The 12,831-nt window shown below is 54.1% G+C and carries 13 protein-coding genes; 6 read left to right on the top strand and 7 right to left on the bottom strand.

Annotated elements, in window-relative coordinates; translation table 11 throughout:
* Window positions 1–900, bottom strand: a 900-nt coding sequence (locus OB13_RS14035; RefSeq protein ID WP_461490795.1) for an aspartate-semialdehyde dehydrogenase, incomplete at its 3' end; no start/stop codon positions are given.
* A 246-nt stretch (window positions 901–1,146) separates the two neighbouring features.
* Between OB13_RS14035 and OB13_RS14030 the strand changes: the two genes are divergently transcribed.
* From OB13_RS14030 to OB13_RS14015, 4 genes are all read left to right on the top strand, one after another.
* Window positions 1,147–3,729: a lamin tail domain-containing protein gene (locus OB13_RS14030; protein WP_461490794.1), complete on the top strand. Its 2,583-nt coding sequence runs from the start codon at window positions 1,147–1,149 to the stop codon at window positions 3,727–3,729.
* Between the two features lie 394 nt (window positions 3,730–4,123).
* Window positions 4,124–4,990 carry a sulfite exporter TauE/SafE family protein gene (locus tag OB13_RS14025; RefSeq protein ID WP_461490793.1) on the top strand — a complete coding sequence of 289 codons (867 nt, stop codon included), beginning with the start codon at window positions 4,124–4,126 and terminating at the stop codon, window positions 4,988–4,990.
* A gap of 206 nt (window positions 4,991–5,196) precedes the next feature.
* Window positions 5,197–6,462 (top strand): DEAD/DEAH box helicase, encoded by a 1,266-nt coding sequence (locus OB13_RS14020; RefSeq protein ID WP_461490792.1) that lies wholly within the window; start codon window positions 5,197–5,199, stop codon window positions 6,460–6,462.
* Window positions 6,463–6,676: 214 nt separating this feature from the next.
* Window positions 6,677–6,913 carry a hypothetical protein gene (locus tag OB13_RS14015; RefSeq protein WP_461490791.1) on the top strand — a complete coding sequence of 79 codons (237 nt, stop codon included), beginning with the start codon at window positions 6,677–6,679 and terminating at the stop codon, window positions 6,911–6,913.
* A 164-nt stretch (window positions 6,914–7,077) separates the two neighbouring features.
* On the opposite strand, the gene OB13_RS14010 is transcribed toward OB13_RS14015, so the two are convergent.
* The 5 genes from OB13_RS14010 to OB13_RS13990 form a co-directional block, all read right to left on the bottom strand.
* On the bottom strand, window positions 7,078–7,611 hold the full coding sequence (locus tag OB13_RS14010) for a dihydrofolate reductase family protein (protein ID WP_461490790.1): 534 nt from the start codon (window positions 7,609–7,611) through the stop codon (window positions 7,078–7,080).
* A gap of 83 nt (window positions 7,612–7,694) precedes the next feature.
* Window positions 7,695–8,069, bottom strand: a complete 375-nt coding sequence (locus OB13_RS14005) for a thiol-disulfide oxidoreductase DCC family protein (RefSeq protein WP_461490789.1) — start codon at window positions 8,067–8,069, stop codon at window positions 7,695–7,697.
* A 73-nt stretch (window positions 8,070–8,142) separates the two neighbouring features.
* Complete coding sequence (locus tag OB13_RS14000; protein WP_461490788.1) at window positions 8,143–8,352, bottom strand: YgaP family membrane protein; 210 nt, start codon at window positions 8,350–8,352, stop codon at window positions 8,143–8,145.
* 34 nt (window positions 8,353–8,386) lie between these two features.
* The gene (locus OB13_RS13995) at window positions 8,387–8,770 is read right to left on the bottom strand and encodes a c-type cytochrome (RefSeq protein ID WP_461490787.1); all 384 of its coding nucleotides are present in this window, start codon (window positions 8,768–8,770) and stop codon (window positions 8,387–8,389) included.
* A gap of 4 nt (window positions 8,771–8,774) precedes the next feature.
* The gene (locus tag OB13_RS13990) at window positions 8,775–10,232 is read right to left on the bottom strand and encodes a PQQ-dependent sugar dehydrogenase (RefSeq protein WP_461490786.1); all 1,458 of its coding nucleotides are present in this window, start codon (window positions 10,230–10,232) and stop codon (window positions 8,775–8,777) included.
* Window positions 10,233–10,334: 102 nt separating this feature from the next.
* Between OB13_RS13990 and OB13_RS13985 the strand changes: the two genes are divergently transcribed.
* The gene (locus OB13_RS13985; RefSeq protein WP_461490796.1) at window positions 10,335–10,661 is read left to right on the top strand and encodes a DUF2752 domain-containing protein; all 327 of its coding nucleotides are present in this window, start codon (window positions 10,335–10,337) and stop codon (window positions 10,659–10,661) included.
* Window positions 10,654–11,031 carry a TM2 domain-containing protein gene (locus OB13_RS13980; protein WP_461490785.1) on the top strand — a complete coding sequence of 126 codons (378 nt, stop codon included), beginning with the start codon at window positions 10,654–10,656 and terminating at the stop codon, window positions 11,029–11,031. Before OB13_RS13985 ends, OB13_RS13980 begins: the two co-directional genes overlap by 8 nt.
* A gap of 3 nt (window positions 11,032–11,034) precedes the next feature.
* Here OB13_RS13980 and OB13_RS13975 read toward each other — a convergent pair.
* Window positions 11,035–12,831 (bottom strand): M1 family aminopeptidase (locus tag OB13_RS13975; RefSeq protein WP_461490784.1); only part of this gene is annotated, 1,797 nt, incomplete at its 5' end.

The following is a 12,831-nucleotide window of genomic DNA, read 5'->3' as shown; positions in this document are numbered from 1 at the left end:
GTTTACCGTGCGTGGCTGGGTTTCGTCCAGTCGAACGCGGCCAACAAGAACTTCGTCTTTGCCGTGGGCGTCTTTTGGCATCGGGTACTGTAGGTTCTTCACATCGTCTACCACCTTCACGCCTTCGGTTTCGTTCAGGATGCGGTACACCTCGTCCAGCGTAAAGTCCTTCTCAAACTCCACGTTCACTGACTCGGAGTGGCCGCCCATTACCGGGATGCGCACCGCTGTGGCTGTTACCCGGATGGAATCGTCGCCCATGATCTTCTTGGTTTCGAGGATCATTTTCATTTCCTCTTTGGTATAGCCGTTGTCCTGGAACACGTCGATGTGCGGCAGCACGTTCAGGTCGATGGGGTAAGGGTAAGCCATTTCGCCTTCCTTGCCCGCACGCTCGTTCATCAGCTGCTCTACCGCCTTCACGCCTGTGCCTGTCACCGACTGGTAGGTGCTCACCACGATGCGCTTTGCCTGCAGCTCCTCGTGCAGCTTGTTCAGGGCAACTACCATCTGGATGGTCGAGCAGTTCGGGTTGGCAATGATCTTATCTTCTTTCGTCAGTTCCTTGGCGTTAATTTCCGGCACTACCAGCTTCTTAGTTGGGTCCATGCGCCAGGCCGAGGAGTTGTCTACCACCGTAATACCGGCTTCGGCAAACTTGGGCGCCCACTCCGTAGAAGTGCTACCGCCGGCTGAGAAAATGGCAATGTGCGGGGCAGCCGCAATCGCGTCCTGCATCCCGATAACCTTTATCTGTTTACCCTTAAACTCCATCTGTTTACCAACAGATCTCTCAGAAGCAACCAACAACAACTCTGTTACCGGGAAGTCACGCTCCGCCAGTACTTTCAAAATTTCGCCGCCCACCAATCCTGTGGCGCCTACTACTGCTACTTTCATGTTTTTAGGTATAGATAAATTGGTTAATAGTTGATCGTTAAATTGTTGCGCGCATCATCCACCACCTTGATTTTAACTGCTCTTCATACCAAAACTGAACCGACTCCCGTAATAGTTCTAAAATTTCAGAAAGCGGTTCTGTTCTACTGGCCTTACCCGGGGCACGGAGGTGTTCCAGGCTGCGGTAGACCGGTTTAATGGCGCACTCAATCGCAAGTAAGTAAGTTTTTATCACAATTTCAGCGCATGAAACAAACTTTACTCGTTCTCCTTCTGCTATTTCCGCTCCTGCTGCAAGCCCAGCTCCAGGATAATTTCTCCGACGGCGACTTTACCCGAGGCCCTGCCTGGACCGGCGACGGAAGCAGCTTTGTGGTCAATGCCCAGCGCCAGCTCCAGAGCAACGGACCCGCCGTAACAGGTACCTTTCTGCATCTGGCCACGCCCTCGCAGGCGGCAGTAGGTACGGTCTGGGAGTTCTGGGCAAACCTACGGCTGGCAACTTCCTCCAGCAACTATGCCGATATTTTCCTTATCGCCGACAAAGAAAACCTGAAAGCAGCAGATGTGAATGGTTATTTTGTGCGGATAGGAGGCACAGCGGATGAAGTAAGCCTTTTCCGGAAAGATGCCGGCAAAAGTCCGGTCATCCTCATCAATGGGGAAGATAAGACGGTCGCAACTTCCAACAATGTGGTGCGTGTGCGGGTAACCCGGGGTATAGATTACGCCTGGCAACTGGAGATTGACGTGACCGGTACCGGCCAAAGCTACAGGAGCCAGGGTGTAGCTACCGATGCTGCGCACAAGCATGCGGCCTATTTCGGGGTGCTGCTCCGGTATAGCTCGGCCAACAGCCGCAACTTCTACTTAGATGACTTCTCCATCACCGACACGCAGCCACCTGTGCTGGAGAGTGTGCAGCCGCTGACCGCGCAATCGCTGGAGCTGCGCTTCAATGAGCCGCTGGCACCGGAGCAGGCGCAGAACCTGGCCAGCTATACCTTGAACGGAGGTATAAAACCAACGGCAGCCGAGCTAATAGCTGCCGGAACCGTCCGGCTGATTTTTGGCCAAACTTTCCGGAATGGGGCCAACACCATCGCATGGAAAGGTATAGCGGACCTGTATGGCAATGCACCGGCGCCTCCTGTCGAAAAGACTTTTGCTTTCGAATTGCCCGCCGTACTGCCCGGGTACAATGAGTTGCTGATCACAGAGATTATGGCCCGCGAAACCCCGGCCATCGGGCTTCCGGCGGTAGAATACATTGAGCTGCACAACCCTACTGATAAAGTGCTGACGCTGCAGGGGATCCGCTACTCCGACGCCACCTCCACCACGACTTTGCCGCAAGTGCAGCTACAGCCGGGAGAATATGCGGTAGTAGTGCCCAACACGCAGGTGCCAAATTTTACCCAGTATGGCCGCGTGATCGGCATCAGCAATTTCCCGAGCCTGAACAACACCGGCGAACTGCTGCAACTGCGCCAGCCCAACGGCACCTTGATCTATGCCCTGCACTACAACGATACCTGGTACCGCGACAACACCAGGCGCAACGGCGGTTGGAGCCTGGAGATGATCGATGTGGGCAACCCCTGCGGAGGTTCCGAAATTTGGGCAGCTTCCAATGATCCGCGTGGCGGGACACCTGGCCAACCGAATTCCGTCGCTGCTTCTATACCTGACAACGTGCCGCCCCTGCTGCTCAGCATAACTGCCCTGGCTCCCGATAAGCTGCTGTTGCATTTCAACGAGCGCCTGGATAGTACGCAGGCAGCGCTGGTCGCCAATTATACCCTAAGTCCAGGTATAGGTATAGCCGGAGTGCAGGTGCAAGAGCCACTTTTTGAGCAGGTGACGCTGCAACTGGCTGCCCCGCTGCAGGAACGCCAGCTTTATATCCTGACAGCGACTAGCATCCGCGACTGTGCCGGGAACCTCAGCCCACAGCCCCTGTCAGCTACTTTTGCTTTGCCCTCGGCGCCTGTTCCCGGCGATGTGGTCATCAACGAAGTGTTGTTCAATCCGAGGTCCGGCGGTGCCGACTTTGTGGAACTGGTGAACCGGAGCGATAAATACATCAACCTGCAGGGCTGGCAGCTGGCCAACAGCAGCAACGACAGTATAGCGAACCTCCGTGTGCTGACTGGCAGCAGTTATGTGCTGACGCCGGGACAATATGTGGTGCTCACTTCCAATCCCGAAAACATCAAATCAAACTATCCTGCTGCCCGTGAAGAAACATTGCTGCGGATGGCCTCGCTGCCCTCTTACCTCGATGCAGCCGGTTCGGTGGTCGTTCTGCAGTCCGACAGCCGCGTTGCCGACCGCTTGGATTATACGGAAGACATGCACTTCAACCTGATCGATGACCGGAATGGTGTCTCACTGGAACGCATCCGGCTGGAGGGGCCTACGACGGCCGCTAATTTCCATTCGGCAGCTACCACCGTGTTTGCCACGCCGGGCTATCCCAATTCACAGTCGCAGCCAGGTATGGCGGCGCAACGCATGTTCACCATCGATCCGAAAGTCTTCTCACCGGACAACGATGGCTACGAGGACTTTACCATCCTCAATTACAGCACCGACCAAACCGGCTTTGTGGCTAACATCACCATATTCGATGCGCAGGGACGCGAGATACGGAAGCTGGCCCGAAACGAGCTGCTCGCGTCCAATGGCTTTTTCCGTTGGAATGGGCTGCGGCAGGACGGCACCAAAGCAGCCTTGGGTTATTACCTGCTTTACATTGAGCTCTTCAACCTCGAAGGGCAGAAAAGTGTGCACAAAGAACAGGTTGTCGTGGGAGGGAAGCTGTAAGGTATAGCAAAGCCTGATGTTGTAGTGCCTGGGGTATGAATGGGTGCTAATATATTTAGATGTCAGCTAAAAATGTTAGTAACTTATGTGGATAAGCTGTGTTATCCACATAAACTCTTTCCTAAGTGTGCAAATGTCCTGGCTCTGGACCCTCTTGTGCCGCAAGTTTAGTGTCCGCGTAATGTGTGGCTTACCATGAGTCAGGGGCTGAGGCCTGCGTGAACCATGTTCCTTCTTTCGCCAGTTACAAACAGGCTCTCATGTACAACCACCAGCGCCCGTCGCGCTCAAACTGGCGGCATAACCAGGTATAGGTATAGCCTCTTCTTTCCTAAAAAATTCCTGAAAATATACCTCTGCCTCCCTGTCCGGATAACAGCTACTTTCTCTTAACTTGCGCGACTTTTTACAGCGCTCTACGCATTTACTTTCAGTAGCTTATACTTCGGTGGAAGAAATCATTTACCTGTGCTTTTTCGCTTTTCTGGCGGGCTTTATCGATTCGGTAGTTGGAGGGGGAGGCCTCATCCAATTGCCGGCACTCTTGATCTTTCTGCCGGGAGTGCCGCTGCCCACCTTGTTTGGCACGGGTAAGTTTGCCGGCATAGCGGGAACAACTGCGGCCATGGTGCGCTACGTTCGAACCGTCAAAATCAACTACCTGGCTATTCTGCCGGCGGCGGTGGTGGCCTTCGTTTTCTCTTTCCTGGGAGCGAGGGCGCTGAGTCACCTGGACGCCAATCTGCTCAAGCCGCTTATCCTGCTGCTGCTCATCCTGGTGGCCATCTATACCTTTATCAAAAAGGATTTTGGCTCGCTGCATGCACCGAAACTGACCGAGACGAAGGAGAGGCTGTACGGATTGATGGTGGGCGCAGCGATTGGGTTCTACGACGGGTTCTTTGGGCCGGGCACGGGCAGTTTCCTTATTTTTATCTTTATCGGCCTGTTTGGTTTTAACTTCCTGGCCGCATCGGCAGCAGCAAAGGTGGTGAACGTAGCCACCAATCTTTCGGCTTTGCTCTACTTCATCTGGAAAGGCCACGTGCTCTATGAAGTGGCTATACCGATGGCGGTATGCAGCATCATCGGGTCCCAGTTAGGCACGCGCACGGCCTTAAAACGCGGTACTGGCTTTGTGCGGGCGCTGTTCCTGGTGGTGGTGACCGGTATTATCCTCAAGTTTGCCTACGATACGTATGGCGCAGGCGGGGAGGATTTTGCCCGTCTGAGCGCTGCTGTGCTGGAGTGGGTGGGCTAGAAAGGGTAAGGTTACTTTTGCCGGATCGTTTCAGCCGGATCTGAAGCTGCATAGGCATCCGGACAGGTATAGCCGCTTTCGTTGGGGGCTCCCTCCGCCCGGGCAGAATTTGGATCATACACGCAATTGAACAATAAACAGTACCTTTGCAGGCCGCTTTTGCCGTAGTTAGTTTGGAGGCAACAGCATACAAGTAAGACAACACCATGAAGTTTGAAGATTACCGCATATCCGACGAGATAAAGAGAAGCCTGGACAAGCTTGGTTTCAGGAAGCCGACCGATATCCAGTTCAAGGCCATCCCGCCGATCATGAAAGGGGAGGACGTGCTGGCGATCGCCCAGACAGGTACAGGCAAGACAGCTGCTTTTGCTATACCTATTCTGGACAAGCTGCAGTTTGCCAAGAACCGCCGCCGCGAGGATGGCATCAAGTGCGTGGTGATGGTGCCGACCCGTGAGCTGGCCGTGCAGATAACGGAGGTATTTGAGGAGATCGGACGCGGCACCCGCGTGAAGACCTTCTGTGTATTCGGAGGCGTGGAGCAGGGGCCGCAGATCGCCAAGCTCGAAGCAGGTATAGACGTGCTGGTGGCTACGCCGGGTCGCCTGTTTGACCTCGTGAGCCAGGGGCACATCCGGCTGGAGCGCGTCGAAGTGCTGGTGCTGGACGAAGCCGATCACATGCTGGACCTGGGCTTTATCCACGATATCCGGCAGCTTATCGCACAGCTGCCCCGCAAGCGGCAGACGCTGTTCTTCTCGGCCACTATTGATGAAAAGATAAAAGAACTGGCCTACTCGCTGGTAAACAAACCCGTACGCATTCAGATATCTCCCAAAGATCCGGTGTCCAAGAACGTGGACCACTCGGTGATGTATGTGGAGATGGATGAAAAACGCTTTTTCCTGGAGCGGGTAGTGAAAGAGAACCCGGATAAAAAGATATTGGCCTTTGTGCGCACGCAGGTTCGTGCCGAGCGGGTGGTAGCAGCCATGGAGCGCGTGGGGATAGAGTCGGTGAGTATGCACGGCGGCAAAGAGCAGAAAGACCGCACCGAGGTAATGAAGCGCTTCAAGAAAGGCGACGTGAAGCTGCTGATCGCCACCGATGTGAGCTCACGCGGCATCGACATACCCAACGTGGACTATGTGGTCAACTACGACCTGCCTGACCAGCCGGAGAACTATGTACACCGCGTGGGACGTACAGGCCGGGGCACTGCCAAAGGGATAGCCGTGTCGTTTTGCAGCGCCGAAGAAAAACCGATCCTGGACGAGATACAGACCTACCTGACCAAAGACATCAAAGTGCTGGAACTGGACCCCGACGACCGCGAAGCCACCATCGACTTCAGCCCGGCCGCTAAGTTCGACTGGAAAGCTTTGATGAAAGAAGCGGAGGAAGGAGAAGTTAAAGCAAAAGCCGCCAAAGCCAAAAAAGCAAAGGCGAAAGCGAAGAAAAAGAAGTAGGAGTACAATAGGTATAGCGAAAGGCCTGTGCAGATATGATGTCTGCACAGGCTTTTTTAGTTCTGACTAAATAGTGTTGCAATCAAATGCAATTCATCCTGATTTAAGTACCGGAATGAGGTCGAACTAACCTGAAATACGTATATATTATTGTAAACCAATTAATCACCCTGCCGATAAGATCCGGCATACAAAGCAAAGGAAGGAGCGTAAGATGAGACGACACAGAGGAAGTTTCCTTTCAGGATTATTTTTTAATACCGGAAACTATAACCTGCCAAGTGCGGGCGATAACCTGGGTTTTACCCACCAGTTTTCAGATGCCCTCAACGATGAGATGCTGCGTGAAGAAAGACTGGAAAGGGAACACAGAAGAGCCGGTGAGCACAAAGAGGACGAGCCAGGTGACAAGCCTGCGGAAGATCCTAATGCCAGTGCCGGAATCAAATAACCAGGGCCCTGAATTTTAACCCAAAGGTATTCTTGCCGGATTTAGCCCAATTAAAATTTACAGGAAGCACCCGAAGACATTTGCACCTCATGCACTAAAAGAAAGCACCGCTCTGCCAGTTTGCAAAGCGGTGCTTTTTGTTGTAGAGCCACGCAACGGTTTTTTTAGCACCTATACCTGACCTGCAAAAAACCATTGCGGTACAGTTTGTTCTCCGTCGGGATCAGCTTGAGTTTGTGTTCGTTGGTTTCAGATGAGAAAAGCGGAATGCCCTTGCCCAGGATGATCGGGATGTAGGTCAGAATGATCTCGTCGAGGAGGCCGGCGTTGAGAACGGTTGCGTTGAGCTGGCCGCCGCCGATCAGCCAGATATCCTTCCCCGGCTGCTCTTTCAGCTGCTCTATAAAGTCCACCACCTTGTCTTTTACAAAAGTAACCGCCTCCGTGCTCTGCTGCTCCGATTTGCTGAAAACATAGTTTTTCAGGTCAGGGTAGGGGAAAGTGGCATCAAAGCCCAGCACCTGCTGGTAGGTCGTGTTGCCCATCAGGGTCGTGTCAATGGTCTGCATGAAGGCTGTGTAACCGAAATCTTCGTCAGGTATGGTGTACTTTTTGTCGTGGAGCCAATCGATGTTACCGTCGGGGCGGGCAATGTAGCCGTCGGTGCTGGCGGCAATGTATAGGATGATTTTTCTCATGTGAAGGAAAAGGGTGTCGCGTACGCTAAAAGGTATAGGTTCTATACTGAAGGTAGCAAATAATGTTCAATGGGGAAATCTCATCAGGCATCCCTGAAAAACAACTTGGTGAGCCTGAAGAAAAAATCGCGGTGGTTGGCGATGGTGCGGTACTTGAATTCAAACAGCCTGCCGGCAAGCGGAATGCGGTGATAGACCCATCGCCAGGAACTGCTGCCGCCTATGGCCAGTACCTCAAACACTGCCCTGGCATTGCTGAAGTGCTGGCCCTGGGGAGAAATAAACTGGACTCCGCGCTTAAATTCTTTCCGGGTGATACCGAAATAGCCTTCCGGCACCTCCTGGTAAGGCTTGTATTGTATCTTGTCCCCGGTTTTGGCGCTCCATCTTCTGATCCAGTACTTGCAGAAACTGCAGTCGCCGTCGTAGATCAGCATCGCTTTGTCGGTCATGGTCATTTATCAGGTTAGAGCGCTGCAGGTATAGCGCAACGGCTACACTTTCAGAGGATGTCCGGGATAGTCGCTTCCGCTAGAGTACGGCACTCTGTATCCTGTGGTGCGTGCAGCCATTGTAGCCGATGGCCTGGTTCACCGGGCAGTAGCGCAGCATACCTGTCAGTATCGGGACAAGGCCGACAGCCGCCAGTCCTTTCATATTATAATAGGCGCCGAGCCCAATGATGGCCATACCTGCCAGCACCCGCAGCTTCTGCTCTTTTAATCCGACATTGCAATGCATAGGTTTTCTGTTTGGTTATACTCTGCATACGTATTCAGGGCCTGAAGTTGGCGGCTGAGGCGGTTTCGGGCTTGTCTTTTGCTTTGCGCTGCTGCTTGATATAGGCCATCAGGTCGTCGAGCTCCTGAGCTGGGATCACTTCTTTCTTGAAGGCCGGCATAGCACCCAGCCCGTTCCGGATCTGAAAGCGGATGACGAAGCCCGGGACCGGTTTGTCGTTGATGGCGGGAGCCAAACCGGACTCGCCTCCGGGGTGGCATTTGTCGCAGTACCGCATGAACACGACCTGCCCTTGGGCTACCTGTTCATTTTCCAGGTTCACGGGTTTGTAGAGCGGTTCGCCCCGGCGGGCCGTGCCGCAGTAGCTTAGTGTCAGCAGGAGCAGGAAGGCGACACAAAGTAAGGTATAGCTTCTCATAGACTTAGCGGTTATTTTTGGTTACTTTCCAGATCATGCCTGTCTTGTGCTGTGGCTGCGGACCTGCTTCCGTCGTTTTCATCACCCCGAAATCTACGATGTAGAGCGTATGGCCATCCGGAGAGAATTTAACGGCTACGGGTCTTTCCAGGCCTCCGTTCTTCAGCCAGGAGGCCGGGCCGTTTTCCTTTCCTTTGTTCACGGCAAAATCGGTGATCACGCCTTTGTCCACCTCTACCCGCACTACTTTGTAGCCTACCGGGTCTACCACTTTGCCTACCCCCGGTGCCATATCGCCGAATTGCGCAATAAAAGCCTGCCCCTCAAAACCGAATGTGCCGGAAGTAGAAAAATCAATGCCATTGGAGGAGGAGTGTACTCCCAGTGTAGCGGCAGGACGGGGTGGTGTGCCGGGATTACTGGCCAGTAAGGGTTCCGGGGCTTTGCCCTTGGATGACTTGAACCGGTCTCCGTTGAAGGCGAGGCCACCCGCATGATCGGGCCAGCCATACCACTGCCCTTCCTGTACCAGCCAGAGATAATCCCCGACTCCCCATACCGGCCGGCTGCCCCGTTCGTCGTAGCCATTGTCGGTCACATACAGCTGTCCTTCCGGTGAGAACGCAAGCCCAAACGGGTTGCGGAATCCCCAGGCCACCAGTTCCGGTTGCCCGCCTGTTGGAGCTATACGCATGACGGAGCCGGTGCACGGAAGGCTTCCTTTTATGACCTGGCCTTTTGTGGTGCTGGTGCCGTAGGGGGAGTAGGCGCCGGTGCTCTGCTTCTGTGGAGCGGAAGCCAGGGGCACTTCACTCTCAAAATTCTGCCCGCTCAACGTGATGTCCTGGCAGGGAATGTCGTGAAAGTCGGGATTGCGCTTGAGCCAGCCAAAGTCATAATTGTCCTGGCCGACCACACCCGAATTGGTCGCGGTGCCGATGCCAAAGTATAGCTTCCCGTCGGGGCCTACAGCGGGGCCATTGGTATGGTGATCGCCTGCTGAGGGCAGGTTTTCCAGCAGGGCAGTGATGTTTCCTTCGGGGGATATCCGCAGAATTTTACCCCCTTCCATGGCGCCGCCTTCTGCTACATAAAAATTGCCGTCCTGAAAGGCTATACCTGTCCAGGGGCCATTCTTTGTGCCTGTAGCGACCGGGGTCAGGTTGCCGGATGTTTCGATGCGCAGCAGCCGTGGCTCCAGGAACTCTTCGCCATACGAATAGCCGGCTTCGATCACATACAGGCGGCCCTGTTCATCGAATGCCACGTCCGTAGGAAACGTCAGTCCTGTTGCTACTTGCTCTATCCGGTAGCCGGGCGGCAATGCTACATCTGCCGGGTTCACAGGGCGGCTATCCGTGCGGACAGCTCCCTGGCCGCCCCCTTCCGAGGACAGCATGCTGTAGCAACTGCTCAGAAAGAGCAGGCATGCCAGCAGTAGAAGAAAGTAGAGTTGTTTCATAGGTTTGGTATTGTCGCATTTATAGTATAAATTATATCGTGCTAATATCGTACGCTTGTCCCTGGTTTAAGTTAAATCGCTTTCGGAATGGCTATACCTTTGATGGATAAAGGAATGTTCGCAGCCCGGGGCGGCCTGGTCGAAGCTGCTTGTTGGCTGGCTGGCATTGCTGTGCTGGCCGGGATGAATCCGGTGGGAGAGCATCTTTTCAGCCTGTGCCCTGTCAGCTGGGTGCTGGAGAAAGGGTGCCCTGGCTGCGGCCTGGGGCACAGCATTGCCTTTTTGTTTCGGGGGGAGTGGGTGGCTTCGTGGGAAGCGCACCCAATGGGGGTGCCGGCGCTGCTTATACTTGGCGGACGTATTATTTCACTGCTGCGGCAGTACCGCTTTCTAAAGAAAAATCAACTAACCTATACCTACCATGCCTAACGTTTTTAATATCATGCCTGAACTGGAGCCGGACGAAATGTCTTTTATCCAGGGGATTGTCAACAACATGTCGGAGCAGGAGGCCCAGCAGTTTGCCAGCATTTACAGAGCCCGCCGGCGCGACCCGATGTTGGTCCTGGTTACAGCCGCTATTGGTTTCTTTGGCATAGCCGGCGTCCACCGCTTCATGCTGGGCCACATTGGTATGGGGATACTCTACATTTTTACCGGCGGTCTTTGCTTTATTGGTACCATTGTCGATGTCTTCAACTACAAGCGGCTGGCTTTTGAGTATAACATCAAAGAGGCGCAGCAGGTGCAGGCCATGATGATGGGACAGTATGGCGGAACGAATGGCTACGGGCTATAAATCCTATTCCTTCACAAACTTGCCCTGGTAATACCGGCTGCCGTTGGTAGCCCGCACAAGGTATAAGCCTGCCGGCAGCGTGGTCACGGATAGCTTGGCTTCCTGGCCTCGCTGCAGCGGCTGCCGGAGTAGGAGCCGGCCTGTCCCGTCGTGCACTTCCAGCGCGGTTGGGTCGAAGGGCAGGTGCTCCAGGATGAGTGTATGCTGTGCCGGGTTCGGATAGATGTGAACCTGGGCCTGACTGGGAAGAGCAGGCGCAGCCGTCACGTTTGCGTTCACTTTTCGGGCCAGCAGCCAGGAGTCCGGATCAATGACAACACCGGTTACTTCCCTGTTGATACGGACCTGGTATTGCTCGGCAGGCTGGGTTTGCGGAACGCGGATCAGGGTATCGCCACTCGCTGTCTGGAGCAGGTACTCTACCTCCGTCCTGAAGAAAGGTGTGCTGGCGCTTGGGGTCTGTGTCGCGTTCACTACCAGCTGATTGCCCTGTTGCTCCCAGTTAATGGTAATGGTAGGCCAGCCTTCGCCTTTGTACCATTGCTCAAAAAAATAGCCCAGGTCCCGGCCGCTTGTCTCTTCAAACACCCGTTGCAGGTCTGCTGTGGTGGCCGTTTTGCCGCTATACTGTTGTTGATACTTGCGGAGCGCCTGGAAGAACAACGCATCGTTGTTTAAGGTGAAGCGAAGCATGTGCAGCACCATGGCTCCTTTCAGGTAACTCAGCCTGTAGTTGAAAATCCGGCTTACATCAGAAGTGTCTTCTACAAACACACTCCCATCCGGGGCTGCCAGTACCCGGCCCTGCATCGTTGACAACCATTCCGGCGCGGATAAAGGCCGTAAGCGTTCCAGCGCGAGGTACTCGGCATAGGAAGCAAAGCCTTCGTTCAGCCAGATGTCAGACCAGGAGGCGCAGGTCACGTTATCGCCAAACCACTGGTGTCCTAACTCGTGGGCAGTCAGGGTAAAGTTAAAGGTGCTTTGCGTGGTCATGGTCTGATGTTCCATGCCACCGCCCATGGGTGCCATGCTATGGCCGTACTTCTCCTTCGCGAAAGGGTAGAGTGAGAACAACTCCGAGAATGTCTCCAGTAACGGGACCGTCTGATCAATCTCCTTCTTGAATAGATTCAGGGTGGTGGTGTTGTATACATAGTTGATGATAGGTATAGGAGCCGCTGCTCCCGCAGGATTGGCCGTCAGGGTATACTCCAGGTAATTGGAAACTGCCACAGAGATAAGGTAGTAAGCAATCGGGTAACGCGACTTCCATTCATAGCGCACTTTATTGGACGGCAGCGGAACCGTGGCGGTAAGCAAACCATTGGAACCTACCTTGTTGTCCGTGCTGGTGGTCACAAATACATGTACCGAATCAGCTTTGTCTGTGAGCACCTGTTTGGTGGGCCACCATTCGTAGGCGGCATAAGGCTCGCTCAGGCTCCAGGTTACATCTGCTCCTCCCCAATTATACTCCCGTGCACTGCTAAAGCCATTGCCGATGGCAGCGCTTGCGCCGGATGGTGCCGTGCCTTTGTAGAAGATATGAGCTGTAAGCTTGGCAGGTGCAGGTATAGGTGAGGCAAGCCGGACAGACACATCTCCCGCGCTACGGCTTATGGCTACCTGCCTGCGCCCATTCACCAGCACCGAGTCAATCTGGAAATTAGGGTGCAACTCAAAGGCAAAGGTGTCGAGCCGCGCTACCCGAAGTGAAGCCTGGGTAGTGACATTCCCTGAAATAAAAGTAGACGTACGCTCCAGTTGCAGATCCAGCTTGTAAAAAGTGACATCATA

Source organism: Pontibacter sp. HJ8 (genome assembly GCF_054824225.1).
The sequence above is the reverse complement of the archived record's forward strand: the minus strand, read 5'-3'. Positions and strand labels throughout refer to the sequence as shown.